Origin of the sequence: Nocardia sp. CA-151230 (assembly GCF_050942175.1) — a bacterium.
In the GTDB taxonomy this organism is placed as follows: domain Bacteria; phylum Actinomycetota; class Actinomycetes; order Mycobacteriales; family Mycobacteriaceae; genus Nocardia.
The window spans coordinates 6,855,444-6,879,160 of record NZ_CP192061.1 but is presented as its reverse complement, the minus strand read 5'-3'; the positions used below and the strand labels follow the sequence as shown (position 1 = coordinate 6,879,160).

General features: G+C 67.8%; 24 protein-coding genes. 11 read left to right on the top strand and 13 right to left on the bottom strand.

Annotated features, from left to right (window positions below):
- Nucleotides 1-116: 116 nt before the first annotated feature.
- Entirely contained in the window at nt 117-704 is a 588-nt protein-coding gene (locus ACQP1O_RS32455) for a TetR/AcrR family transcriptional regulator (RefSeq protein WP_433562187.1), read from the bottom strand.
- 114 nt (nt 705-818) lie between these two features.
- Here ACQP1O_RS32455 and ACQP1O_RS32450 point away from each other — a divergent pair, with 114 nt between their 5' ends.
- Both ACQP1O_RS32450 and ACQP1O_RS32445 read left to right on the top strand, forming a co-directional pair.
- The gene (locus ACQP1O_RS32450; protein WP_433562186.1) at nt 819-1,898 is read left to right on the top strand and encodes a Gfo/Idh/MocA family protein; all 1,080 of its coding nucleotides are present in this window, start codon (nt 819-821) and stop codon (nt 1,896-1,898) included.
- Between the two features lie 75 nt (nt 1,899-1,973).
- On the top strand, nt 1,974-2,381 hold the full coding sequence (locus tag ACQP1O_RS32445; RefSeq protein ID WP_433562185.1) for a VOC family protein: 408 nt from the start codon (nt 1,974-1,976) through the stop codon (nt 2,379-2,381).
- A gap of 173 nt (nt 2,382-2,554) precedes the next feature.
- On the opposite strand, the gene ACQP1O_RS32440 is transcribed toward ACQP1O_RS32445, so the two are convergent.
- A complete protein-coding gene (locus ACQP1O_RS32440) occupies nt 2,555-3,166 on the bottom strand; it encodes a hypothetical protein (protein ID WP_433562184.1) in 612 nt (203 codons plus the stop codon).
- A gap of 366 nt (nt 3,167-3,532) precedes the next feature.
- Between ACQP1O_RS32440 and ACQP1O_RS32435 the strand changes: the two genes are divergently transcribed.
- The 3 genes from ACQP1O_RS32435 (at nt 3,533) to ACQP1O_RS32425 (ending at nt 6,298) form a co-directional block, all read left to right on the top strand.
- Entirely contained in the window at nt 3,533-3,775 is a 243-nt protein-coding gene (locus ACQP1O_RS32435; protein WP_433562183.1) for a hypothetical protein, read from the top strand.
- Between the two features lie 112 nt (nt 3,776-3,887).
- Nucleotides 3,888-4,700, top strand: a complete 813-nt coding sequence (locus tag ACQP1O_RS32430) for a DUF4253 domain-containing protein (protein ID WP_433562182.1) — start codon at nt 3,888-3,890, stop codon at nt 4,698-4,700.
- Nucleotides 4,701-4,816: 116 nt separating this feature from the next.
- Nucleotides 4,817-6,298, top strand: a complete 1,482-nt coding sequence (locus ACQP1O_RS32425) for a glyceraldehyde-3-phosphate dehydrogenase (protein ID WP_433562181.1) — start codon at nt 4,817-4,819, stop codon at nt 6,296-6,298.
- A gap of 64 nt (nt 6,299-6,362) precedes the next feature.
- Here ACQP1O_RS32425 and ACQP1O_RS32420 read toward each other — a convergent pair whose 3' ends face one another.
- A complete protein-coding gene (locus ACQP1O_RS32420) occupies nt 6,363-7,073 on the bottom strand; it encodes a hypothetical protein (protein WP_433562180.1) in 711 nt (236 codons plus the stop codon).
- A 217-nt stretch (nt 7,074-7,290) separates the two neighbouring features.
- On the bottom strand, nt 7,291-8,229 hold the full coding sequence (locus ACQP1O_RS32415; RefSeq protein ID WP_433562179.1) for a cutinase family protein: 939 nt from the start codon (nt 8,227-8,229) through the stop codon (nt 7,291-7,293).
- A gap of 452 nt (nt 8,230-8,681) precedes the next feature.
- On the opposite strand from ACQP1O_RS32415, the gene ACQP1O_RS32410 reads away from it, so the two are divergent.
- On the top strand, nt 8,682-9,464 hold the full coding sequence (locus tag ACQP1O_RS32410) for a helix-turn-helix domain-containing protein (protein WP_433562178.1): 783 nt from the start codon (nt 8,682-8,684) through the stop codon (nt 9,462-9,464).
- A 13-nt stretch (nt 9,465-9,477) separates the two neighbouring features.
- On the opposite strand, the gene ACQP1O_RS32405 is transcribed toward ACQP1O_RS32410, so the two are convergent.
- Nucleotides 9,478-9,963: a nitroreductase family deazaflavin-dependent oxidoreductase gene (locus tag ACQP1O_RS32405; protein ID WP_433562177.1), complete on the bottom strand. Its 486-nt coding sequence runs from the start codon at nt 9,961-9,963 to the stop codon at nt 9,478-9,480.
- A gap of 109 nt (nt 9,964-10,072) precedes the next feature.
- Between ACQP1O_RS32405 and ACQP1O_RS32400 the strand changes: the two genes are divergently transcribed.
- The 3 genes from ACQP1O_RS32400 (at nt 10,073) to ACQP1O_RS32390 (ending at nt 13,486) form a co-directional block, all read left to right on the top strand.
- The gene (locus tag ACQP1O_RS32400; protein ID WP_433567871.1) at nt 10,073-10,678 is read left to right on the top strand and encodes a TetR/AcrR family transcriptional regulator; all 606 of its coding nucleotides are present in this window, start codon (nt 10,073-10,075) and stop codon (nt 10,676-10,678) included.
- Nucleotides 10,679-11,171: 493 nt separating this feature from the next.
- Complete coding sequence (locus ACQP1O_RS32395) at nt 11,172-11,729, top strand: TetR/AcrR family transcriptional regulator (protein ID WP_433562176.1); 558 nt, start codon at nt 11,172-11,174, stop codon at nt 11,727-11,729.
- A gap of 71 nt (nt 11,730-11,800) precedes the next feature.
- Nucleotides 11,801-13,486 (top strand): alpha/beta fold hydrolase, encoded by a 1,686-nt coding sequence (locus ACQP1O_RS32390; RefSeq protein WP_433562175.1) that lies wholly within the window; start codon nt 11,801-11,803, stop codon nt 13,484-13,486.
- A gap of 24 nt (nt 13,487-13,510) precedes the next feature.
- Here ACQP1O_RS32390 and ACQP1O_RS32385 read toward each other — a convergent pair whose 3' ends face one another.
- Both ACQP1O_RS32385 and ACQP1O_RS32380 read right to left on the bottom strand, forming a co-directional pair.
- A complete protein-coding gene (locus tag ACQP1O_RS32385) occupies nt 13,511-14,242 on the bottom strand; it encodes a hypothetical protein (protein ID WP_433562174.1) in 732 nt (243 codons plus the stop codon).
- Nucleotides 14,243-14,348: 106 nt separating this feature from the next.
- Nucleotides 14,349-15,125 carry a C1 family peptidase gene (locus ACQP1O_RS32380; protein ID WP_433562173.1) on the bottom strand — a complete coding sequence of 259 codons (777 nt, stop codon included), beginning with the start codon at nt 15,123-15,125 and terminating at the stop codon, nt 14,349-14,351.
- A 272-nt stretch (nt 15,126-15,397) separates the two neighbouring features.
- Between ACQP1O_RS32380 and ACQP1O_RS32375 the strand changes: the two genes are divergently transcribed.
- Both ACQP1O_RS32375 and gndA read left to right on the top strand, forming a co-directional pair.
- A complete protein-coding gene (locus ACQP1O_RS32375; protein WP_433562172.1) occupies nt 15,398-16,342 on the top strand; it encodes a LysR substrate-binding domain-containing protein in 945 nt (314 codons plus the stop codon).
- A 143-nt stretch (nt 16,343-16,485) separates the two neighbouring features.
- Complete coding sequence (gene gndA / locus ACQP1O_RS32370) at nt 16,486-17,928, top strand: NADP-dependent phosphogluconate dehydrogenase (protein ID WP_433562171.1); 1,443 nt, start codon at nt 16,486-16,488, stop codon at nt 17,926-17,928.
- 83 nt (nt 17,929-18,011) lie between these two features.
- On the opposite strand, the gene ACQP1O_RS32365 is transcribed toward gndA, so the two are convergent.
- The 6 genes from ACQP1O_RS32365 to ACQP1O_RS32340 form a co-directional block, all read right to left on the bottom strand.
- Nucleotides 18,012-18,794 (bottom strand): helix-turn-helix domain-containing protein, encoded by a 783-nt coding sequence (locus tag ACQP1O_RS32365; RefSeq protein ID WP_433562170.1) that lies wholly within the window; start codon nt 18,792-18,794, stop codon nt 18,012-18,014.
- Between the two features lie 203 nt (nt 18,795-18,997).
- Nucleotides 18,998-20,632 (bottom strand): CocE/NonD family hydrolase, encoded by a 1,635-nt coding sequence (locus ACQP1O_RS32360; RefSeq protein ID WP_433562169.1) that lies wholly within the window; start codon nt 20,630-20,632, stop codon nt 18,998-19,000.
- Between the two features lie 666 nt (nt 20,633-21,298).
- Nucleotides 21,299-22,015, bottom strand: coding sequence for a SanA/YdcF family protein (locus ACQP1O_RS32355; protein ID WP_433562168.1), 717 nt, complete (start codon nt 22,013-22,015; stop codon nt 21,299-21,301).
- 68 nt (nt 22,016-22,083) lie between these two features.
- Complete coding sequence (locus ACQP1O_RS32350) at nt 22,084-22,716, bottom strand: TetR/AcrR family transcriptional regulator (RefSeq protein ID WP_433562167.1); 633 nt, start codon at nt 22,714-22,716, stop codon at nt 22,084-22,086.
- Between the two features lie 142 nt (nt 22,717-22,858).
- Nucleotides 22,859-23,032, bottom strand: a complete 174-nt coding sequence (locus ACQP1O_RS32345; protein WP_433562166.1) for a hypothetical protein — start codon at nt 23,030-23,032, stop codon at nt 22,859-22,861.
- Between the two features lie 141 nt (nt 23,033-23,173).
- Nucleotides 23,174-23,689 carry a gamma carbonic anhydrase family protein gene (locus ACQP1O_RS32340; RefSeq protein WP_433562165.1) on the bottom strand — a complete coding sequence of 172 codons (516 nt, stop codon included), beginning with the start codon at nt 23,687-23,689 and terminating at the stop codon, nt 23,174-23,176.
- Nucleotides 23,690-23,717 lie beyond the last annotated feature (28 nt).

Below are 23,717 nucleotides of genomic sequence, written 5' to 3'. Positions count from 1 at the left end.
CACCGGCGGCCAAAGCTGCTGTTAGCCAATGATTTACCGTGCGTCTTGAGTCGATCCTGCTGTCGTGTCGAGTGATTCGAAACGATGATCGAATGCTGAACTTTTGGCGGCGCGGACTATCTGCCTTCGTCCAGCAGGGCGCGCAGCGCTGAGTTGCCGATCCGCCGCAGTTCGTCGCGGCTGCGCCCCGCCGCGGCCTGGACGGCGATGCCGTCGGAGATCGTGTGGACGAGTGCGGCCAGGGCGGCCGGTTCGTGGCTCGACGGTAGGTCGGTGGCCTGCTCGAGCCGCCTGCGCAGCGCGGCCTCGCCGGCCCTTCGTACTTTGGTGGCTGCCTGGCGTACGGCGTGTGCGTCGGGTCCTGAGGCTTGAACGGTCTTGACGCACAGGCAACCAGGGGGTGTGTTCTTGCCCGCGGTCAGGTCGACGGCCCCGTGGATCAGTCGTTCGAGCACCTCGCGGCCGGTGGGCGCGTCCAGCGCGTCGGCGGTGTAGGCGCCGGGGCCGTCGAGGTAGCGCGCGAGAACCTTGCCGAAGAGTTCTTCCTTGTTGCCGAAGGTGGCATACAGGCTGGGCTTGTTGATACCCATCGCGGCGGTCAGGTCGGCCAGCGAGGTGCCCTCGTAACCGTTCCGCCAGAACACCTCGAGCGCGCGGTCGAGCGCGGTGTCTGCGTCGAATGCGCGTGGGCGCCCGCCGGGCATGCCGTCCTCCGTAGCTCTATCCCATGTTTTTTACCTATCGGTACATTACCGCTTGCGCGTGCCTGTCGTGCCATTTAGTTTCTTACCGAAAGGTACATAACTAAGGAGTGGGACATGATCCGAGTCGGGGTTGTCGGGGCCGGCGGGTGGGCGGACAGCTCACACCTACCCGCGCTCGCAGCGCTCGCGGAGTTCGACGTGACCGCGGTCGCGACCACCAATCAGGCCAGCGCTGATCGGGCGGCTGCCGCCCACGGCGCACGGCACGCCTTCGCCGATGCACGTGAACTCGCCGCGCACCCCGAGGTGGACTTGGTCGTCGTCTCGGTGAAGGCATCCGGCCATGCCGCCGTGATCAGGGCAGCGCTCGAGGCGGGCAAGCACGTTGTGTCCGAGTGGCCCTTGGGCGTCGACGCCGACGAAGCGCGCGGGTTGACCGAGGCCGCCACCACCGCCGGCGTCGTTCACGCGGTTGTCCTGCAGGGCCACCATTCCCCGAGTGCCCGCTTCGCCGCAGACCTGTTGGCAGACGGCCGGATCGGCACACTCGAATCGGTCGCGCTGGTTGCGGAAGGGGCTCCCTTCGGCGGCAGTCGAATTTGGCCGAATCTGGTGTTCGGCCTGGATCCTTCGACGGGAACCAACATCCTGACTGTTATGGCCGGTCATTTCCTGGCCGCACTCGAACGGGTCGCGGGCCCGCTGACCGAGGTCACCGCACGACTCCCTCGCATGCACGACCGCGTTCTCATCGCAGGGACGGACCGGACCGTACCCAATGCCACGCCCAGCCACGTCCTGCTACACGGACTGCTGGCCGGCGGCGCCACCGCCTCCGTCGTCGTGCACGGCGGCAACGGGCCCGCCCGAGAAGGGTTCCACCTGAAGCTCGTCGGCAGCGACGGCACGTTGACCGCCACTCCAGCCCAGCCTGGGACATTCATCCACTGGGGCGACTGGAACATCCGGATCGACGACGAAGCTCTGCCTGTGCCCGACGCCTATCGCACCGTCCCCGCCGGCGTCCGGTCCGGCCCACCGGCCAACATCGCAGCCCTCTACCAGGAAGTCGCCCGAGCCATAGCCGAAGCCCGCCAACCACATCCCAGCTTCGAGTCAGCCCTGCGCCACCACCGGCTCCTTGTCGCCATCGAAGAGTCCGCAGCCGATGGAATCGTCCGGCACATCTTGTAGCCGACACGCCGTTCGAGTACTTCCGCTGACGCATTTCACCCGAACGCCCGTCCGGGGACGCCCTAGGCTCACAGAGTGCATCTGGAGCTGATCACGATCATCGTCGAGGAGTACGACTCCGCCATCGAGTTCTTCGTTGAGACACTCGGTTTCGATCTGATCGAGGACTCCCCATCGCTCACCAATGATGGACGTCCCAAGCGGTGGGTCGTCGTCCGCCCACCCGCCGCGTCTACCGGAATCCTGCTTGCGCAAGCGGACGGGGACAGGCAGCGCGGCGCAGTCGGAGATCAGGCCGCCGGGCGAGTCGGGTTCTTTCTCCGGGTCGTCGACTTCGCGGGGATGTATCGCCGGATGGTCGGTGCCGGTGTGAAGTTCGTGACCGAGCCGCGCACCGAACCCTACGGTCAGGTTGCCGTCTTCCTCGACATCGCCGGAAACCGGTGGGACCTGCTCGGGCCACCCGAACCCGCTGCGCCTTGACCCGCGCAGGCGAGAGGATCGTGGCGCTCAACCCTGCCGGGCACAGGCGATGTCGTGGGGCGTCACCGATGACCACCGTGCGGGCGGGATCGAGCGCCTCGCCGTATTCGGACGTCCCAGATGATCAGTCCCGTGCGTTGTCGGGGCCGGTGCCGCAGGGATGGTGAACCGGGTCAGGGGAGGACGTTCGGGATCAGTTGCGGGGCCTGCTCGGCCACCCAGGTTCCGATGAAAGAGCCTGCGTAGTAGCCGATGTAGGTGCCCGCCACGCCGCCGAGGATGCCGCCGCCGATCACGCCGATGGGCAGGGCCGCGCCGGCGGTGAGGGCGGTGGCGAGGGCGCTGCCCGCGGTGCCGCCGAGGATCGCGCCGGAGATGCCGCCGAGGATCTGGCCCGCTGTCTGGCCGATGTAGGTGCCGTTCTCGATGGGGCTCGCGATCGGAGCCGCTGTGGCGATCGGGGTGGCGGACGGAATGGGCTGGGGCGCAACGGTTTCGAGGGGATCGAGGACCGGGGCGGAGGCGGCGGCGTCGGGGACGAAGCCCACCGGCGCGGACGGCTGGGTGGCCGCGGCGAGCGCGATCGGCTCGGCGACCGGGCTGTCGGTCGCCACGTCCGCGGCGGTGTTCACCATCGCGGTGGGCTCGATGACCCGAGGGGCGGCGGGCTCGGCCGCGGCAGTCCCCACCCCGGCGACGCCGACCGCGGCGGGGACGACCACGGCTACCGGAAGTCCGCGCAGCACTCTGCCGGGCTTGCTCACCGCACGATGCCGACCTGCCATGTCAATCCGCCTTTCCAAGTGCCTGCTGTCACACCACCATCGTCGGCGGCTCGCGGGGTACAACACGGATGTGACCGGCTTCCCAAAATGCGCTGGCGGCTATGGGTATTCGCCCAGGGCAACGACTCCGCGTCAGGGGTGTGCCGCCGGAACCACGGTCTTCACGGCTCGGAATCGCAGGGCACGCGCCTCGGCGATCTATTCGCAAATCAGTTTTATCGACACGGGCCGATCGAACGTCGCGCGAGGTCGGCATACCAAACGGTCCAAAACGCTCATCTGAATTACCAATATTTCATATGCTCTGGCGCGCGGAGCAGGGGAAGACTGCACCTGCTTCGCGACGTGGATAAGAGGAACAGCTTCATGAAACGAACCATTCTTGTGAGTGCGGTGGCCTGCGCTCTGTTCGGAGCGGGCATCGGGACGGCCGCGGCGGACGGGCTCCCGCTGACGGATATCGACATCACGCCGGGCTCGGCCGCCGATCTGGGTAATGCCGTCGGCGCCGGGTCGGTCGATGTCGGTAGTACGGCGGCGGCGCTCGGCAGCGCCTTCGGTGGCGGCTACGCGGGCGGGGTGCTCAGCAGCCTCTCCGGACTGCACTGAGGCGCCCGGCGCAGCGGCGAATCGGGTAGCGGGCGGTCGTCGTCGCGGCGACCGCCTCCGGTTCGGAACCCGGCAGCAGCGGATTGTCGGTCAGGGGTGATTGGATCCGGGCGTGCTGAATTCGATTGGTGTACCGCCTTTCCGGGCGGATGGGGACACTGCCGACCCGGTTGCCATGCTGGTCGGGGACGAGGACCCGACCGGGTTGCTGGCCGCGCTGGGCGTGCAGGTCCCGCCGTTGATGCCCGCAGGTAAAACGGTTGCGGGCCGGGCGATCTGGGTGGGAGAGGTCGAGGCGGGGTACTCGGCCGCCGATGCTTGGGAGCGGGTGCGCGGCCTGTATTCACGCACCGGGCTGTGGCCGGTGCTCATCGAAGAACGGACGCTCGAGGGGCTCGAGAACCTGGATCCGGACGACCGGGGTATCGAGCTCGCCGAACCCGATGGCCGGGCCTGGCTGGAGCACGCCTGGGCGCAGGTGGTCACCGAGGGCGTCGACTCGATTCCACGCAGCCCGCGCGTGCTCACCGCCGCCGATCTGGATCACGACGGATTCGGCTGGGCCGACGCCTGGGCCGTCCTCGACGACGACACCAAGTACCTGGCGCTCGTCCCGGCGCCGCAGCCGTGGCTGGTGCCGCACCTGCTGAACTGGTGGGGAGCATGCAACTACGATCTCGGCGGCAGCGATCACGCCGCCATGCTGCGCCGCTGGGCGGGGCACTGGGGTGCGGAGTTGATGGGGATGGGTCTGGGCACCATTGCCCTGCGGGTGGGCAATCCGCCCCAGAATGATGAAGAGGCGCTTGCCGTTTCGCTCGAGCGGTTCCTGTATTGCTCGGATCAGGTGCATCAGGGCGTGGGGACGCTGGACGAACTGAAGCCGCACGCGGCCGCGCCACTGTGGTGGTTCTGGTGGGACTGACCCGGCGGGCCCCCGGCGCGACCTGGATCTCACATGCGGGTAGCCGCGGTTTGTGATACCGCGGGGCTGGATAGCATCGGTGCACGTACGCATCGAGGCAACCCCGAGGACTTGTGTTGACTACCGACCATCTTGACCGCTGGAACGCTCACGAGGCTGCCGCGGAGGCGATGATTCCGATTATCGGCAGGCTGTATCGCGACAAGGGGGTGACGATCCTGCTGCACAGCCGGTCGCTGGTGAACAAATCGGTGATCAGCATCCTGCGGACGCACCGGTTCGCCCGGCAGATCGAGGGCGAGGAGCTGTCGATCGACGAGACGCTGCCCTTCCTCGAGGTGCTCAGCGAGCTGGATCTGGGACCGAGCAAGATCGACCTCGGCCGCCTGGTCCACGCCTACCGCGCCGACGACCGCGGGCTGTCGATTCCCGAGTTCACCGCGACGGTGCTGGCGGAGGTGCTCGACGGGAACAAGGCCGAGGCGCCGGGCCCGCGGGACGTGGTGCTGTACGGCTTCGGCCGGATCGGCCGCCTGGTGGCCCGGTTGCTCATCGAGAAGGTCGGCTCCGGAAACGGGCTGAACCTGCGGGCCGTGGTGGTGCGCAAGGGTGGCGAGGAGGACCTGGTCAAGCGCGCGTCGCTGCTGCGTCGGGACTCCGTGCACGGGCAGTTCAACGGCACCATCAAGGTCGATGCCGAGAACAACACGATCATCGCCAACGGCAACGTGATCCGGTTCATCTACAGCGACTCCCCGGCGCAGATCGACTACACCGAGTACGGGATCAACGACGCGATCCTGATCGACAACACCGGCAAGTGGCGCGACCGCGCGGGCCTCGAGCAGCACCTGCGCCCGGGCATCGCGAAGGTCGTGCTGACCGCGCCCGGCAAGGGCGATGTGCCGAACATCGTGCACGGCGTCAACCACCGCGACCAGGACGTGTCGCAGCAGATCTTCTCCTGCGCCTCCTGCACCACGAACGCGATCGTGCCGCCGCTGAAGGCGATGGACGACGAGTTCGGGATCGTGCGCGGGCACGTGGAGACGGTGCACTCGTTCACCAATGACCAGAACCTGCTGGACAACTTCCACAAGTCGGATCGCCGTGGCCGGTCCGCGCCGTTCAACCTGGTGCTGACCGAGACCGGCGCGCAGTCGGCGGTGAAGAAGGCCATGCCGGACTTCCAGGCCAAGATCACCGGCAGCTCGATTCGCGTTCCCACGCCGGATGTTTCGGTCGCGATCCTGAACCTGCAGCTGAAGCGGGAGAGCACGAAGACCGAGGTGCTCGAGTACCTGCGGCAGGTGTCGCTGTCGGGTCCGCTGAGCCGCAATCTCGATTTCACCGCGGCCACCGATGTGGTGTCGAGTGACTTCATCGGGTCGCGGGCGGCGTCGATCGTGGATGCCAATGCCGCCATCGTGGATGGTGACACCGCGATCCTCTACCTCTGGTACGACAACGAATTCGGCTATTCGTGCCAGGTCGTGCGGACGGTGCAGTACATCTCGGGCATCGAGTATCCGACGTACCCGCGGCTGGGCGAGCAGGACCTCGCCGAGGGCGTGCCCGCTGTGGCCGCGGCGGTGTAATTCCCGGTCGACGATGTGAACGGGGCCGGGCAGTCACACTGCCCGGCCCCGTTCACATGTCGGGTCAGCTGGATTTGACCGGCTGCCAGCACACCACGCGAGCGGGTTGCGGCGTGACGGTCGCCCCGGCGGGGATGGCGCACTGGTTGGGGTCGGTGGTGCCGTCGAAGCGGCCGCCGATCTGGACCGTGACGCCGGGCCCGGCCTTGCCGGCGCAGTCGACCGGGGTGATCTGGTTGACGTCGGCCTGCATCGAATAGCAGTCGCCCACCTTGACATTGGGGGCGAAGCACAGCGAGTGGTTGCCGTCGGTCAGCACGAAGTAGCCCGCGTCCCGGAGTTTGCCGTCCGGGCAGGTGGCGCCGTTGGTGACCGAGGCGGCCAGCTCGTAGACGGCGGTGCGGTCGTCACACGAGGTGGGGTGGATCTTGCCGATCTGGGCGCCGCGGTAGTCGCTGGCGGTCACGCAGTTGCCCACGGCGAGTTCGGGATCGTGGGCGGCGGTCGTGCTGGTGCCCTTGGTGACGGTGGCGAGGATGCCGAGCGCCAGGATCAGCACGCCCGCGACGGCGACGACGGTGCCGGTGTGTTTGGGCAGCCCGGCCGAGGCATCCGCGTCGGCCGCGGGCCGCTTGGACCGGTTGTGCAGAACGAGGCCCACCACCAGCAGGGCCACGCCGGCCGCCGGGATCAGCAGGGTGCCGGCGGAAACGCCGGAGGAGTCGGCCGCGTCGGCCGCAAGGATCGCGGTCGACCCGATTTGCCCAATGAACACTGTCTTTCAATTCCTTCCGGTCCGCTGACGGACACGGGCAGGAAGGTACCCCGAGGCGGGGACCGGTCGGGCTGTTTTGAAATGAACTCGTTCCGGAAATTTGTGGAGGCGCCGGGCTACGAGTTGCAGTCGTGGCTGAAGAGGAGCTTGTCCGACCAGCGCGGGCCGCGTCACCCGGTAGGTCGGGGTGACACGGCCCGCGTGGGTTTTCGTGCCGTCAGGGTTTCTGGTCGGCGGTTTCGGCGAGCCAGTTGCGGAGCCAGGTGGTGGCGGTGGTGCCGTCGGCGTCGACGATGTAGCGCGGGTAGGACTGGTGGACGCCGGAGGCCAGGAAATCCTGGACCTGGCGGAGCCATTGCTCGCTCGCGGGGTCGTCGGCCGGGGCGGACAGGATGGCGGCGCCGCCCTGCCAGAGGGCCTCGTTGAGAATGGATTGCAGGGTCATCGCGTAACTCGGGATCTGGACCGGATCCTGCGATGTCAGCTGGGTGAGCAGGCCGGCCGAGCGCCCGGCCAGATCGTCGTTGGGGACCGAGCAGTAGAGGTCGCCCGCGGCGCAGAAGGTGCGGACCTTCGGGCTGAGCCAGCCGAAGCCGCCTGCGCGCGCTCCGCCCGCGCCGGTGCCGGGGACCTGCGGGCCGATCAGCGCGTCGGTGGGAGAGCGGCGCGGGTCGGAGATCAGCCCGACCGCGGCCACCCGATCGGGCGGGACCACTCCCAGTCCGGTGCCGATCTCGGCGGCCAGGTCGCCCGCGGCGTCGGCGCCCTGGCTGTAGCCGATGAGCGCGAAACGCGTTGCGGCGCAGCGCGCCGCGGTCCCGGCGACCATCGCCCGCGCGGCATTCACGGCGTCCCGTTTGGAGCTGCCGTAGACCTCGCCATCCCAGGGGAAGGCGGTGGCGGGATAACTGACGTAGTCGGTGTGCACCGTGCCGGGTAGCCCGCGGGTGACCTGCGCGAGCATGCCCTGCTTCGGGTCCTCGACGGAGGTCTCCCAGGTGCCGGGGACGGCTATGACATTGAGACTCGGGCAGTCGGCGGGCGCGGCCTGCCCGCTGGGTGCTCCGGTGGCCGTGAGGATTCCGGCCGCGGCCGCCACGACCGCCGTGAGGGCGCCGCCGACTACCCGGAAGGTTCGCAATGCTCGAAAGGACAAGGCCCACACCCTTTGTTCGAAATTGTTCGGACGACTTTTCCACCGCAGGGTCGTGCTCGGTGCAACATACCAAAGGAACTGGCTGGTCCCGCCGCTGATCGCGCGGGAAACGCCGGTAACCGGACAGATCGGATATCCCGGACTTGCCTTCGGGGAACCCCGGTTCGACGTTGCTCCGCCCGAATTCGATTGCGCCGTATCGAGTTCGATGACGCCAATTCCTGGAATTGCGGAGACCGGCATCACTGATATCGAAACGCCGTCGGTGTGAAAGGTCGATCTCGAAATGCCGCGGGTTTGCCGATTCGGCCTTGCCCTCAGCGGATTGCCGGTGCTGTTGCGGGACACGACGGCGGAAATTGTGGCAGCATTCTGTCCTGGGCGTTGCCCCGGCCGCAATCTCGGAGTGTTGTCCGACGATACGGCGGGGGCGGGAAGGAAGCCGGGCGGCTATGACGGGCCGTGTAGGAAGTATCGACGAGAGGCAGGCGGTCGCGCTTCCCTCGTTCGGCGAACTGCTGCGCCGGTTGCGCGATGATCGGGGCGTCTCCCGGGAACGCCTGGCATTCGCGGCCGGAGTGAGCGCCAGCTATGTCACGCAGCTGGAGAAGGGTGGGAAAGCCAAGCCGACCCGGGCGGTGGTCGACGCGCTGGTACGGTGCCTGGAGTCGTGGATTCCATTGTCGGCCACGGAGCTTCGTTATCTCCATGATCTGGCGGGGCTGGAGATCGGCGGCCATCCGACGGTCGCGGAGTTGCGGAAGTCGATCGATGCCGACGCTCTGCGGGTGCTCGCGATGCATCGGCCGAACCTGGCCGCGCTGTACGACACCCGCGGAAATGTGCTGGCCGGGAACGAAGATTGGGCGCAGGCGTTTCCCGGACTGCGCGAGGGCGGGAATCTCTACCGGTGGATGTTCGCCGATCCCATGGCCCGGGAGGTGATGGCCGATTGGGAATCCGATGTCCGGCAGTCGGTCGGCTGGCTGCGGGGAACCGTGGGGTCGGCCGCGGATCCCGGCGGATTCGCCGGGATTATGCGGGAGCTCGGCGCCTTTCCGGATTTCCGGCGCTTCTGGGCCGCGGGTGATGTGGGATTCGCGCCGCCCGTGCGCACCATGCGGCTGCGCGATCGGAACACGGGTGCGGTGCGGAGCTTCCGGGTGCAGGCCGGCGTGCTGAATACCGAGCTCTATCCGGGCCACATCGTCGCGACGGTCGGGCTGGCCGTCTGAGGCGGCGCGGCGATCAGCCGGCGGGCCGCAGGATCACGACCGGAATCTCCCGTTCGGTCCAGGCCTGATAGGTGTCGAAGTCGGCGTACGCCTCGACGAGCCGGGGCCACAGCCGGGCGCGCTGTTGCGGATCGGCGGTGACGGCGTGGACCGGGAACCGGTCGGCGCGGATCTGGATGTGGGTGTCCGGATCGGCGCACAGATTGCGGTACCACTGCGGGTGTTTGGGGAGTCCGCCCTGCGAGGCCACCACGATGGTGTCGGACCCGTCGGTGATGTAGAGCAGCGGGACGGTGTAGACGGCGCCCGTCTTGCGGCCGCGGTGTTCGAGCAGCAGGGTCGGCACCGGTTTGCGGAAACCCGCTCCGATGCGCCACTTTCCGCCGATGCGGCCGCCGGTGCGCCGGTAGATCCAGACCTGGGCCCTGCCGACCCGCTTGAAGATCTTGGGCAGGACGGGGGAGTCGAGCTGCGGGGGCCGGGGCGGGGTGGTGGTCATGGGAGTCCTTTCGCGGCGTCCACTGACCATACAGTCATGGCCATGTGTATGGTCAAGGCCGGACGGTAACCTCGGCCGGGACAATCGCGAGCGAAGGGATGGCGATCCGGTGCGCACGCATGGATGGTCGGGGGCGGCGCCGGCCGATGACACGGAGGCCGTCGAGCGCATCGTGGCCGCCGCACGACGGGCCATCGATCGTTCCGGCGCCGAGTTCAGCATTGCCGAGGTGGCCCGCGATCTCGGTGTCACTCGTCAGACGGTGTATCGCTACTTCCCCAGTGCCGAAGCACTTTTGACTGCCACAGCCCTGGCTCAGACCGAACATTTCCTGGATGTGCTGGCGGAGCGGCTCGGTGATATCCGCGATCCGGCGACCGCCGTGGTGGAGGGTATCGCCTATACGCTCGAGCGCCTTCCGGAGGAGAAATACCTCGGCCTGCTGTTGCGTTCGGGACGGGCCGGGGCTTTCTCGGCCGGCGTAACCTCCGATACCGCACGGTCTTTCGGGCGTTCGATGCTGGAACGTTTCTCGGTGGATTGGGCCGCGGCCGGAATCTCCGGCGCCGATCTGGACGAACTCGTCGAGCACATGCTGCGGATCGTGCAGTCGTTCATCATCGACCCGGGCCGACCGCCGCGGCGGGGTAAGGAGATTCGCGGCTATCTCTCGAGATGGGTTGCGCCCGCACTGGTCTCACGTGAAGTCACGTGAATTGCTGCGGCCGCACCCGGGGTAGCGGGATGGGAAACCCCGGGGCCTAGCCTGCCCCGGGGTTTCGGTGTCCGCCCATTTGCGGCACGCCGACACGTTTAAGAACGGGTTGAGTCTGAAGTTAACGTGACGCTCTGCGATTGAGCTACGGCCCATTGGTGGCTGAGCCGGCGGGAGTTGAACCCGCAACCTTCACGCTGACAATCCGTTCCCTCGATTCGGCGTTCGGCGGCGAATGCTGAAACTGGAGCGAGAGTGTGAGTTTGAGGGCGCGGTGCCTCTGCCAATTGGGCTATCCCGCCGTGGATGGCGGGAGGAGGACTCGAACCTCCACTGGGCCGCTGTGCCCGTCACAGGGAACTTCGGTTTCAGCTTGCGCTCCTTGCGCATTGCCGACTGTAGACGGCGCCGCGGCGGTCGGCCAAGCGATTATCCGGATCGCCGAGTGGGCCGGGGGTTGACATAAATATGTAGACCGGTCTAGTTTTTCCGCATGGGACAGAAGGGCGCCGAGACGCGAGACCGGCTGCTGGACGCTACGCAGGAGCTGGTCGAGGCCGGAGGGTACTTCGGCGCGGGGCTCAACCAGGTGATCGCGCTCAGTGGTGCGCCGCGCGGTTCGCTGTACTTCCACTTCCCCGGCGGTAAGGACCAGCTGGTAGGGGAGTCTGTGCGCCGGGCCGGAGCGGTGATCGGCGATTCCTTTGGGGCGCTTGCCGATTCCGAGTTGCCGGTGGCCGAATTCGTCGACCTGGTGTTGCGGCAGCTGGGGGACAGGCTGGAGACGTCGGGGTGGCGGAAGGGGTGTCCGGTCGCCACCGTGGCGCTCGAGACGGCCGCCGCCAATGACTCGATGCAGCAGGCGTGCTCGGAGGTCTACTCCTCGTGGGAGGAGACCCTGCGTGCGCGGCTGGCCGGGCAGCCCGGCGCCGATGACCTCGCCACGGCGATTCTCTCCCTGATCGAGGGTGCGCTGCTGCTGGCCAGGGCGCATCGCAGCAGGGAGCCGCTGAATCGGGTCGGCAGGCAGATCGCCGTCTGGCTGCGGTGAATACGAGCCGGCGTGATCGCCGGCTCTCTTTTTGACCCTAGAATATATAGACCGGTCTATTAGGAGTGGGCATGGATGCAATCGTCTTCGGCGCAACCGGATTCATCGGCCGTTCGCTGGTCGCCCAGCTGCTCGGCAGGGGACAACGGGTGGCGGCGGTGGTACGGAACGACACCCTCACCCCGTGGCTCGTCGCCGAGGGGGTCGACATCGGCGGGCTGACGGTGGTCACCGCCGACATCACCACACCGCTCACGGGTTTGCCCGAGGTGCGCGACGTGTACAACGCCGCGGCACGGTACGCGTTCGGGCTCGACGTGCGAGAGGCGCGGGCTACCAATGTGATCGGGGCGATCAATGTGCTCGACTGGGCCGCGACCCTGCCCGGGCTGCGGCGCCTGGTGCACGTGAGCGGGTACCGGGTGAGCGCGCTGGACGGCGAGCCCGACTACGCCGGGCTGGGGGCGTACGAGGCATCGAAATTCGAGGGCGATCTCGCGGTGCGGAACCGGGCACGCGAGCGCGGGGTGCCGCTGACCATCGCCAACCCGAGCACCGTGATCGGGCCGGGACAGCATCTCGGGCTCGCCGGTCTGGTCCGGGATCTGTGGGAGGGACGGCTGCCCGCGGTCCCGGGCGGTCCGGAGGTCTTCGTGCCGATCGTCACCATCGACTACTTCGTTCGGTTCCTGGCACGCATTCCCGAATCTCCTGCGGGCGAGCACTATTGGATTCTCGACGACACCACGCCGCGACTGCCCGAGCTGGTGCGTACGGTCGCCGACCAGATGGGGGTGCGGGCGCCGCGGCGCAGCGTTCCCGTCGGTCTGCTCCGGCGCCTGCCGCGCAGGCTCACCGGAGCCGATCCCGAGACGCTGTCCTTCCTCTCGACCGACCGCTATCCGACGGCTTCCGCTCGATCCTTCGCCGCCGCAACGGGTCTGGAGATGCCCTCCGCGGACGATGCTCTGCGGGCGTGGGCCGACGATCTGGTCGCCGAACGCTTCGGCGCCACATCACCCTGGGTGCGCCCCTACGGTTTCCACACCGTGGCGGGCAGCCGGACCTGGATCGCCGGAGACAGGCACACTCCCGATCACGTGCTGCTGCACGGGCTTCCGATGAACGCCGATCTGTGGGCGCCGCTCGCCGCTCGCCTGCGCGGTTCGGTCCTGGCGCCTGATCTGCCGGGACTGGGCCGCTCGGCCGCCTCCGACCAGCCGGTGGAGGTGTGGCTGGGGGAGGTGCTGAGCCAGGTCCGGACGCGGCCGGCGCTCGTCGCGCACTCGCTGGCGTGTGGGCCCGCACTGCGCTATGCCGTCGAGCATCCGGACCGCATCAGCAGGCTCGTTCTGATCTCACCGCCGTTCCTGCAGACCCCCGGCCCGAAGTCGGCCCGCTCACCGCTGGCGGCGTCGGTCCTGCGGCGCATGTCCACCGACCGGCTCGCCGAGATGCTGGGGCTGCCCTCCGGTCCCGAGATCGACAGTGCCGCAGCGGATTTGCGCCGCCCTGGAGTCGCGCGACGGGTGGTCGAGGCGATGCGGACCGTGCACGCCGAGCGGTTGCGGTCCCGGGAACTGCTGGACCGGGCGGGCTTCCCGGTCGAGATCATCGTCGGGTCGGCCGATCCGCTGGTCGTGCCCGTCGGCCATCCGGTGACCGAACTGCCGGGCGCCGGACACTATCCGCAGCTCACTCACCCTGCCCAGCTTGCCGGCCACCTCGAACCGGTCCCCGGCCCACGCCGCCGTTGACTCCGGCCGTGGCCGGTGCGGGGATCAGCCGAACAGATATCCGAAGATCTCATCGCCCAGCCTGCGCTGGGTGATCTCGGCATTGTTGGCCTCCTCGCGCGCGAACTTGACTGCGTGCTGGAGCTTTTCGACGCGCTCGGTGAGTTCGTTGACGCGCTTGGCGGGCAGCGCGCCGGAGAACCTGATGGTCCGCCAGTAGCCGACCACCACATCCTCGTGATACACCTCGACCTGCGCCGGATGCTTGTCCGTCGCTTCGGCTTTCACGTGGTTGCGCGGAATCTTCTTGGTGCGCACCGTCTGTACCGGCTCGGTGGCGTAGCAGTCCGCGGCGGCATCGTATTCCCACGACTCCGCGGCATCCAGCACCGGCAGTTTGCGCACGAAGGTGTGCAGGTCCACCAGCTGCTTCTCCAGGAACAGCAGGTAGGTGATGGGCGCGCCCTGCACCAGGGTGCGGCCGTCCACCACCACATCGGCGGTGGCGGTGCAGTTCGCCCAGTCCTTGGTGGCCACCACGTCGAACAGTTTGCTCAGGATCTCCGCCGTGGTCTGCAGGACCTCCTCGGATCTCACCTGGACGCGCGTCGACTCGGGCGGCAGCTGCTCGCCCTCCTCGTCCTTGGGGCGGTAGGTGCGCGAAATACCGCTCAGCAGCGGGTTCTTGGCCAGTTTGTGATGGGCCTCGGTGAGGTCGGAGAAGGTCCGGGACTTGATCCCTTTCTCGACGGCGACAATCTGATTCAAACGTGTCATTCCGGCACTGTATCGGTGCGCACGCGGCAGCGACCACCGGTTTTCGGCGGTCGCTGCCGTGGGTATCCCGCCTGGCGGACAAGCGGTTTCGGCTTGCCCGTGGCGGTTAGCCGGTGACGGTGCGGATGGTCCAGAGGTCCGACGCGTTGACCGAGAGCATGTACGCGTAGGGCAGGGTGCCGTATCCGTTCCGGCCCCAGCTGGTACCCCAGGAATTGCGGATCCGGAATACCGACCGGGAGTCGTCGTATCCGACCGCGACCACGCAATGTCCACCCACCACCTGTTCATTGGCGCCGGGCAGGGGGATGTCGCCGGTCTTGTCGACCTCCGGGCCGAAGATGCTCTCGTAGACGGTGAAGCCGAAGACGAACGGATATCCGTCGGCCAGGCACCCGCGCATTTGCGAGAGCGTGCGCGCCACCCGGGAATACTGGATGGCCCGATGCTTCGCCGCGTCGGTGAAGCACGGTTGCGGTGGCTCGGTCGCGAATTCCGAAATATCGTAGGGCCATTCGGATTCCGGGCAGGCGCCCACGGTGGCCACGCTCTTGATGCCGTCGCGGATCATCGCGCCCGCGTCCTGACCGACCGTGCCCTCCATGACACGTTCATTGTAGTAGATGAACAGCCGGGACGGCACGGATACGTCGGCCAGTTGCTCCTTCATGGCGTCGAACTGCAGTGCCCCCGCAATGCCGTTGCCGGTACAGGAGCCGAGCTTGCCCTGGTCGTAGACGGGGGCGAACTTCGAGGTCAGGTCCACGGACGGCGGCAGCTGGGCGATCGTCGCGGCTGGCGCGGCATAGAGGTGATCGCGCTGGTCGGGCAGGTCCGGAATCCAGCCGAGCCCTTTGTTCTGCTTGATGCTGATTGCTTTCATGACGGGCGGTCCTTCGATGGAAACGGTGAATCCGCCCGGCGGGGCGAGTTCTGACGCCCTCCAGTGCAGCCCGGACCGCCACGATCGGAAACCAGCGAAGTCCGAAAACATCTTCACTCGAACTGATCGGGGTATGCCCCCGAAAATCGGGTAGCCCACCACTCGTTACCCGGACGGCCGTGCGCGCGATATTCGATGGGCACGAGAAGGAGAAACTGCCGACGGCAACCGGTCATCGACCACCGGTGCCGAACGGCGCGAGGGGGTCGGTCGTGGAGCTGCGGCAACTGCGTTACTTCGTGACGCTGTCGGAGGAACTGCACTTCGGGCGCGCCGCGGCGCGCGAGCACATCGTCCAGTCGGCGTTGAGTCAGCAGATTCAGCGGCTGGAACGCGAACTACGGGTCCCGCTGGTGGAGCGCAGCACGCACCACGTCCGCCTCACCGCCGCGGGCACGCTGCTGCTGGGCGAGGCCCGGCTGATCCTCAGCCACGTCGACCGGGCCGCGACCGCGGCGCGCACCATGACCGGGACCGACGCGGTCCTGCGGGTTGCGCAGGGGGACGCCAGTTTCGACACCATGCCGGTGGTGCTGGCCGCGGTCCGGCATCATCATCCGGAACTGGTCGAGGTGCATCAGGTCGAGGCCGGGGTCCCCGAGCAGTGCCGGTTGCTCGCCCAGGGTCGGCTCGATGTCGGCATCGGGCGCGCGGCACAGTTGCCGGACGGGGTGGCGTCGGAGGTCATCCGGTTGGATCGGCTGGGTGTGCTGGTCGCCGCGGAGCATCCCTGGGCGCACCGGCACGCGGTGCCGCTCGCTGAACTGGCCGGGGAGACGCTGGTGTTCGCCGACGAATCCCGTGCGCCGGAATTCAACGAGTACATCCGGGAGCTGTGCCGCACAGCAGGATTCGCGGCCAAGCCCTACCCGGGCACGGTGCACAGCGTGCTGGGCGCGGGCCGGCTGGTCCGCGACGGTCACGCGCTGGTGTGCGTGCCCCGGTCCTGTGCGCCGCTGCCGGGCCTGCACTGGATCGCGATCGCCGAGCCCGCCTACTATCCGTGGTCGCTGCTGTGGCGTGCGAACGGCGAGACCGAGGCCGTGCGCTCCATCCGCTGTTGTGCGCGGGTACTGGGCGAGCGGCTCGGCTGGACCTCCCGCCGCGAACCCGAGGCGGCCGCGCTCTCGCCTATCACCGGCCGCCTGGCGGGTTGAGCCCGGGCGCGTGGCCGGGGTCCCTCGGTGCGGTGGAGGCTGGACCGGGTAGAAAAGGGATGGCGTCGTGGAACGCATCCGTCGATGCCGCCGCCGAGGAGACTTCGTGCGGTCATCACATCTTCGAACGGAGAGGCTGTTTCATGGCGACCTCGGAAGCGCGCGCCCAGATCGGCGTGACCGGCCTGGCGGTCATGGGTAGCAATATCGCCCGCAACTTCGCACGGCACGGCTACACCGTCGCCCTGCACAACCGCAGCATCGGCAAGACCGACGCGCTGCTCGCCGAGCACGGCGGCGAGGGTGATTTCGTGCGCACCGAGACCGTCGAGGAGTTCGTGGCCGCGCTGGAGAAGCCGCGCCGCGTGCTCATCATGGTCAAGGCCGGTGACGCCACCGACGCCGTGATCGAGGAGCTGGCCGCGGCCATGGAGCCCGGCGACATCATCATCGACGGCGGCAACGCCCTCTACACCGACACCATCCGCCGCGAGGCGGCCATGAAGGCGCGTGGCCTGAACTTCGTCGGCGCGGGCATCTCCGGCGGCGAGGAGGGCGCGCTGAACGGGCCCGCCATCATGCCGGGCGGCCCGAAGGAGTCCTACGAGTCGCTGGGTCCGCTGCTGGAATCCATTGCGGCGCAGGTCGACGGCACCCCCTGCTGCACCCACATCGGCCCCGACGGGTCCGGACACTTCGTGAAGATGGTGCACAACGGCATCGAGTACGCCGACATGCAGCTCATCGGCGAGGCCTACAACCTGTTCCGGGACGCGCTGGGCTTGCACGCCAAGCAGATCGCGGACGTGTTCACCCAGTGGAACTCCGGTGAGCTGGAGAGCTACCTGGTGGAGATCACCGCCGAGGTGCTCGAGCAGGTCGACGCCAAGACCGGCAAGCCGCTCGTCGACGTGATCGTGGACGCCGCCGAGCAGAAGGGCACCGGCCGCTGGACCGTCAAGTCCGCCCTCGATCTGGGCATCCCGGTGACGGGTATCGCCGAGGCCGTCTTCGCCCGCGCCCTGTCCGGCTCCCGCGCCCAGCGCGCCGCCGCCAAGGGCCTCGCCTCCGGCGCTCTCGGCGAAAAGCCCACGGATGTGGCCCAATTCACCGAGGACATCCGCCAGGCCCTCTACGCCTCCAAGATCGTCGCCTACGCCCAGGGCTTCGACCAGATCGCCGCCGGCTCCGCCGAGTACAACTGGGACCTGCACCCCGGCGACCTGGCCACCATCTGGCGCGGCGGTTGCATCATCCGCGCCCGCTTCCTCAACCGCATCAAGGAGGCGTACGAAGCGGACCCGGCCCTGCCGAGCCTGATCCTCGCCCCGTACTTCCGCGAAGCCATCGAGAACGCCGTCGACAGCTGGCGTCGTGTCGTCGTGACCGCCACCCAGCTCGGCATCCCGGTCCCGGCCTTCGCGTCGTCACTCTCGTACTACGACGCCCTGCGCGCCGAGCGCCTCCCGGCCGCGTTGACCCAGGGCCAGCGCGACTTCTTCGGCGCTCACACCTACGAGCGCATCGACGCCGAAGGCAAGTACCACACCCTGTGGAGCGGCGACCGCAGCGAAGTCCCCGCGTAATTTCCGGTAGGACAAGAAGTTCTACGAGCGGAGTTCGTGCCGAATCGGCACGAACTCCGCTGCTGTTTCAGGACCGGATCGAATCAGAGTGGCAGGCACAGCAACAGGGTTATTCGGTCGGGGTACGTTTCGTTGTGGACCGGGCCGGCCTGGACGCTGTATTCGCGGATGTCGCCGGAGTCGGGGTTACGGAGGCGTTGGGTGCGGACGGGTGGGGTGAAGTCGACGCTGCCCTCGGACCAGAAGCGGTGGAAGTCGGGGAAGTGGGCCAGGTCGGCGACGAAGGTGGTGAAGACGGGGTCGTCGGGGGCGCGACCGACCGTCATGCGTAGCCATTGGACGTATTGACGGGCTTCGGATTCCCAGTCCACCTCAACGACTTTCGCCTGTTCGTTGCCGAACATCCAGCGGAAGACATTGCCGTCCTCGCGGAGGCCGGGCAGGGCCGCGTTCCAGGAGTCGTTGGCGTCGAGGATGTTTCCGCACGGGTCCAGGTAGGCGGCGAGGGCCGGTTCGAACAGGGCCAGGGCGCGCTGCTGATCCGGCGTGATGGCGGCGTGCAGTTCCTCCGGGGCGGGGGTTTCGGGCATGCGCAGTCCGGCCAGTTCATGCAGATGCCGGCGGTCGGTGGGGGTCAGCGGGGACATCAGGTTCAGGCAGCGCAACAGGGAATCGACCACCGATCGCGTCGGGTTTCCCCGCTCGCCCTTCTCCAGTGCCGTGATGTAGCTGGCGCTCACGCCCGCCGTGTACGCCAGGTGTTCCCGGGAGTAACCGCGTTCGTCGCGCAGCCGTCGCAGCGCCTGGCCGAAGGTCGGCACCGCGATATCCTCAGCAAACCAGCCGCTTTCCTCGTCTTCGGACACCGAGGACCACCTTCCCAACACCCGCTCGTCGCCGTTCCCGCTCGCAGTCACCGACGAGCAACCCGATACGGATGCTGCCACACGGCTGTGATGCCGAGGCGACACTCGGAATATCCCGTTTGTGTTGGTTTCAGGCATTGTGACCGCGGTGCGGCCGTGCTACCACCGTGCAACGGCCGCCCGCGGGTTCGGATAACAAGTCGTCAGGGCGCTATCGGAAGATCGATGTAGCAGGGCCCGTGCTCGCTGGACAGGGTGATGACGCTCTTGGTGTCGGGCTTGTCGACGTAGAGGTGGTCGCTGGTGTCGACGATCAGCACGACCCGGTGGCCGACAGGGACCTGATAGTCGGTGGCCTGCAGGCGGACTCGCAGGGTCGTGGTCTGCGCCGGACACCCGTTGGTGACGGTCGCGGCGGCATGGGTGATGATCCGCAGTGTTCCGGCCAACGGCTCGAGGTCGAACAGGTACGTGATGAGCGTGGCCTGTGTGCCCGACGGCGTGACGGTCAGCGCGACCTCGGGGAAGCCGGCGATGTGATGCGGCCGGAGGAGGATCGGCGTGCGCCAGACCGCTGCCCGCGTGCGGTCGACCTCGGCCAGCGGCTGGCGGTTCGGCATCAGCAGACGCTCGCGGAAGCCGTCCATCACCAGTTCGGTGGCCGCCTGGACCTGTTCGGTTCCCGCATGGAAGCTCTGACTCATGCTCGCGGGCTGATCGATGACCAGGGTGCCGTCGGGGGAGGCGCCGGACGGGGCGGCCAGGTAGTAGCGACGGACGGGTTTCGACCACGAGGCCAGGTCGCTCGACGCCGTCATGGTGAAGCTGTACATGGTTTCGGTGTGCACGACACCGTCGCTGTCGATGCCGTTGTCCACGCCGAGCAGGTAGTGGTCGAACCAGTCGTAGGCCGCCTCGGTGGTCCGGGTGTAGACGCCCAGCAACAAACCGGGAATCTCCACCGCGCCATGGTCACCGATGGCCAGATCGAGTCGCTTCGGCCCGGGGAACCGGGTGAAGTAATCGAGCAGCTGATTCTGCGGGAAGATCGTCTCGTGCCAGAAGCTGGTGAAAAACGTTGGCACCGGCCGGATCTTGTCGGCCTTGGCGGGGGAGCGGGGCCGGGCGTACTCGAGCACCTCGTCGATATCGGTATTCGCCTGGAAGGACTCGAGCACCTTTGTCAGTTCCGCGCTGGGATGGTCGCTGATGCCGGCGAGCACCTCGGCGGCCCTGATGTGCCGGGTCCCGTTGTCGTAGAGGGCCTCACCCAGATCTGCCCAGGTGCTCAGCGCGACAACGGCTTTGACCGCCTCGTGCGCGTTGGCGACCAGCTGACCGATGCCCGAGCCGTAGGAGATGCCCGCCATGCCGACCTTCTCCCGATCGGCGCGCAGCTCATCGTGCTGCAGGGCCCATTCGATGACCTCGTACCCGTCGGCCACGTCCTCGGGGCCGGCGACGGTCAGCTCGCCCCCGGAGTCCGCCAGGCCGCGTTCGGTGTAGGCGACGACTGCGTATCCGCGCAGGAGCAGGCGAATGATCGCGCCGGAGTACATCTTCCAGCCGGTCTGGTCGAGTCCGGCGGGCAGCACGATGAGCGGGTTGGACCCGTCCGAGCGGGGCCAGGCGATGAGCGCGTCGAGCTCGACGCCGCCGTGGCCGGGAATCCGCACCTGGCGGATGCCGCACCGGCTGCGTACGGCCGCGATGTCCTCGGCGAGGTATTCCGGCACTCCGGTGGCGTTTCCGGTGAGCAGGTCGGCGACGACCGCGAGCGCATCGGCTTCCTGGTCCGGGGCCAACAGACGCAACTGACCCGGGCGTGATTGCGACATGACAAATCCCTTCGATCCTGGTTGTTCCGAACAACTTCGAGGGCAGCGCGCGATAGACCTCCCGAGGTGGAGAATTCGACTGGCGCATTGCGTCGCCGACGGGCGGCGAGAAAGGGAATTCGCGAATCATTCAGGGCTGGAAGGCCTTTGCCAATCCCGAATACCGTCGATGCTACGCCGGTCGCATAGTTGCGGTGACCGGTTCGGAAATCGTGAGTTTCATTGTGTACCAGCCGATTTGGAATAACGACTCGTCGGTATCGAGTGATCGGTCGCCGTGCCGTGGATCCGTGCTCGGCATATCACACCGCCACCGGATAGTGAACTGTGAGGCTGCTGGGTATCGCCATGGAGTCCGCCCAGAGTTCGGGTTCGGGTCTCGTCCAGAGGTATTGAGCGGCAGTAACTTTCCATGCGTCTTCGAAGTGCACAGTCGAAAGGTCATGAAATGGTTGCTCTGATCCTTGCCGCCGTCGGTCTCATCTCGGGCAGCGCGGTCGCCGCGGGCGCGGCGGGTAGTGCGGGCGTGTTCGCCGGAAATATCTAGGCCCGCGAGGATATTCGGGCACACGGAAGCGGGCGGCCGCCCGGATACGGCCGCCGGAACCCCCTGACCCGGGTACGGGGCAGGGGGTTCGCCGTATCCGGGGGTTCGCCGTATCCGGGCTACTGGTGCGGATCGGCCGCCATGGCATCGCGGACCGAGGTCTCCTGCCTGCCGCGGAAGGTGGGCTCGGGGCGGACGGGGATGGAGTAGACGGCCTTGGTGTCGGCCAATTGATCGCGCAGCCAGTTCTTCCGGTAGACATCGCCGTGCACCTGGGTATCGTCGCCGACCGCCGTGGTCTCGATACCGGCGGCGCGGCACAGGGCGATGGTGCGCGGCAGGCTGAAGTCCTGGGTGACCGCGATGGCCGAGGTGACGCCGAAGATGTCGTGGGCGCGCACACAGGACTCGTAGGTGCTGAAACCCGCGTAGTCCAGGGCGATCTTGGCGGCGGGGACGCCGTGTGCGATCAGCCAGGCGCGCATGGCCGTCGGCTCGTCGTAGGCCGGGCGGCCGTTGTCGCCGGTGAGCAGCAGGGCCTTCACCTTGCCCGCCGCCAGCAGTCTGCGGCCCAGTTCCAGGCGTGCGGCCAGATACGCCGACGGCGAGCCGTCGGGCTTGACCTCCGCGCCGAACACGATGGCCACCTCGGCCGGCGGCGCGGTGTCGGCGCTGTACTGGTACTTCCGATTGGCCAGGCGCAGCCACAGATCCGAGCCGATCAGCACGACCAGGGCCAGCGCCACCAGTGCGGCACCGAGCTTCACGACGCGGCGGGCCGGGAACCAGGCGGCCACCCGGATGCGGGCGGAGCGAAGGGCGGCGCGGTACTGCATGATCGCCAGTCTGCCGGAAACGGCCGAATCGTCCGAGTGAGTTTCCGGCGAGTGAGTTTCCGGGCGGCTCAGGCCGGCTGCACACCGACCATGGGCAGCACGGTGCGGCGGGCGAACTCCCGCGCGGCCGTCTCGTCGGTCAGCGGGATCAGGCCGTCCGGGGTCAGCACCAGCGACTGGCCCAGGCGGGCAAGCACTTCCGCGACCAGGTCGGCATCGAAGGCGGGCACGTCGGCGGAAGCCTGCAGCACGCGCAGCTTCTCGGCCAGGTAGGTGCGCCCGAGTGCGAGAACGGGCCCGGCCTCGGTGGTCAGGCGCGGCAGGATGGTGTCGGGCTCGGTGCGCAGCAGTCGTCGCAGCAGTTTGTTGCTCGCCAGCTGGGTGATGAAGGCGACGAAGACCTCGACCAGCTGATCGTCCCCGGATTCGCCGGTGGCCGTGGCCTCCTGCACGCGCTTGTCGATCTCGGCGATGAACAGCTGCGCCTCGCGTACGCCCACCGCGGCGACCAGATCGTTCTTGGATTCGAAGCGCCGGTACAGCGTGGCCGGGCTGATGCCGGCGCGACGCGCGATCTCCCCCATGCTGGTTCGCTTGATCCCGAAGTCGAGGAATGCCGACAGCGCGCTCTCCAGCAGCTGTTCGCCTTCGGCCCGCGGCTTCTCCAGGATGCGTTGCAGGATGGTGGGCACGGACGGCATCGAGTCTCCAGTCGATCGGTTGGCGACCGCGACATTGCGGTGAACGGCCAAGGCGCGCAGTGGCGCACAGGTCGAGCCGCATTATCGCATCGCCGGAGGGTTGCGGTCGCAACCCCGTCCGATCAGTGAACGCCGAGCCCGATCAGCGGACGTCGAGCGCGGCCATTTCGCTCTCTATCGCATTGGCGGCGAAATCGATGCCGTTGGAACGCAGTTCGTGCACCCGGCGCTGGAGCGCCTCGATTCCCCCTGGCTGCGCGGCGATATCGGCCACGCTGATGCGCCGTCGGTGCATACTGTCGTGCTCGTACAACACCGTTGAAACCTCCTGCTAGCCCCGAGCGCGCACCCGGCTAGCGGCGGCACAGCCCGGGCCGCCGGGAACGCTTCGCTCGATGCTAACAGCGGCCTTTATGGTCACTTGTTCAGTGTGGGGATTCTCACACGCCCCCTTCAGTCACGCCTCTTGACCCTGGCGGTGCACCGCCGTGTTGTGCAGGTAGGCGGTCGCATTCAGGCGAATGTGATCACGCTCGGCCTCGCTCAGCTCCCGGCGCACCTTGCCCGGCACCCCCGCCACCAGTGAGCCCGGCGGAATCTGGGCGCCCTCCGGAACCAGCGCGTTGGCCGCGATCAGGCTGCCCGCCCCGATGACCGCGCCGTTCAGCACCGTCGCGCCCATGCCGATCAGCACATCGTCGCCGACCGTGCAGCCGTGCAGAATCGCGTTGTGCCCCACCGAGACTCCCTCGCCCACCGTGCACGGGAAGCCCGGATCGGCGTGCAGCACACAGCCGTCCTGAATATTGCTGCGCGCCCCGACGGTGATCTGATCCATGTCGCCGCGCAGCACCGCCGAGTACCAGACGCTCACTTCGGCCTCCAGCCGAACCCGCCCGGCCGCGGTGGCGTTCGGCGCGACCCACGCGCTCTCGTCGATCTGCGGCACGTGCTCACCCAGCTGAATCCTCATAGCCCCGAACTTAGCCCCCGCCGGGTGC

What these genes read in the sequence shown, in the direction of transcription:
- ACQP1O_RS32455 (WP_433562187.1), bottom strand. Translation starts at nt 704, where the DNA reads ATGCCCGGCGGGCGCCCACGCGCATTCGACGCAGACACCGCGCTCGAC.
- ACQP1O_RS32450 (WP_433562186.1), top strand. Translation starts at nt 819, where the DNA reads ATGATCCGAGTCGGGGTTGTCGGGGCCGGCGGGTGGGCGGACAGCTCA.
- ACQP1O_RS32440 (WP_433562184.1), bottom strand. Translation starts at nt 3,166, where the DNA reads ATGGCAGGTCGGCATCGTGCGGTGAGCAAGCCCGGCAGAGTGCTGCGC.
- ACQP1O_RS32435 (WP_433562183.1), top strand. Translation starts at nt 3,533, where the DNA reads ATGAAACGAACCATTCTTGTGAGTGCGGTGGCCTGCGCTCTGTTCGGA.
- ACQP1O_RS32410 (WP_433562178.1), top strand. Translation starts at nt 8,682, where the DNA reads ATGACGGGCCGTGTAGGAAGTATCGACGAGAGGCAGGCGGTCGCGCTT.
- ACQP1O_RS32405 (WP_433562177.1), bottom strand. Translation starts at nt 9,963, where the DNA reads ATGACCACCACCCCGCCCCGGCCCCCGCAGCTCGACTCCCCCGTCCTG.
- ACQP1O_RS32395 (WP_433562176.1), top strand. Translation starts at nt 11,172, where the DNA reads ATGGGACAGAAGGGCGCCGAGACGCGAGACCGGCTGCTGGACGCTACG.
- ACQP1O_RS32390 (WP_433562175.1), top strand. Translation starts at nt 11,801, where the DNA reads ATGGATGCAATCGTCTTCGGCGCAACCGGATTCATCGGCCGTTCGCTG.
- ACQP1O_RS32385 (WP_433562174.1), bottom strand. Translation starts at nt 14,242, where the DNA reads ATGACACGTTTGAATCAGATTGTCGCCGTCGAGAAAGGGATCAAGTCC.
- ACQP1O_RS32380 (WP_433562173.1), bottom strand. Translation starts at nt 15,125, where the DNA reads ATGAAAGCAATCAGCATCAAGCAGAACAAAGGGCTCGGCTGGATTCCG.
- gndA (WP_433562171.1), top strand. Translation starts at nt 16,486, where the DNA reads ATGGCGACCTCGGAAGCGCGCGCCCAGATCGGCGTGACCGGCCTGGCG.
- ACQP1O_RS32360 (WP_433562169.1), bottom strand. Translation starts at nt 20,632, where the DNA reads ATGTCGCAATCACGCCCGGGTCAGTTGCGTCTGTTGGCCCCGGACCAG.
- ACQP1O_RS32355 (WP_433562168.1), bottom strand. Translation starts at nt 22,015, where the DNA reads ATGCAGTACCGCGCCGCCCTTCGCTCCGCCCGCATCCGGGTGGCCGCC.
- ACQP1O_RS32350 (WP_433562167.1), bottom strand. Translation starts at nt 22,716, where the DNA reads ATGCCGTCCGTGCCCACCATCCTGCAACGCATCCTGGAGAAGCCGCGG.
- ACQP1O_RS32340 (WP_433562165.1), bottom strand. Translation starts at nt 23,689, where the DNA reads ATGAGGATTCAGCTGGGTGAGCACGTGCCGCAGATCGACGAGAGCGCG.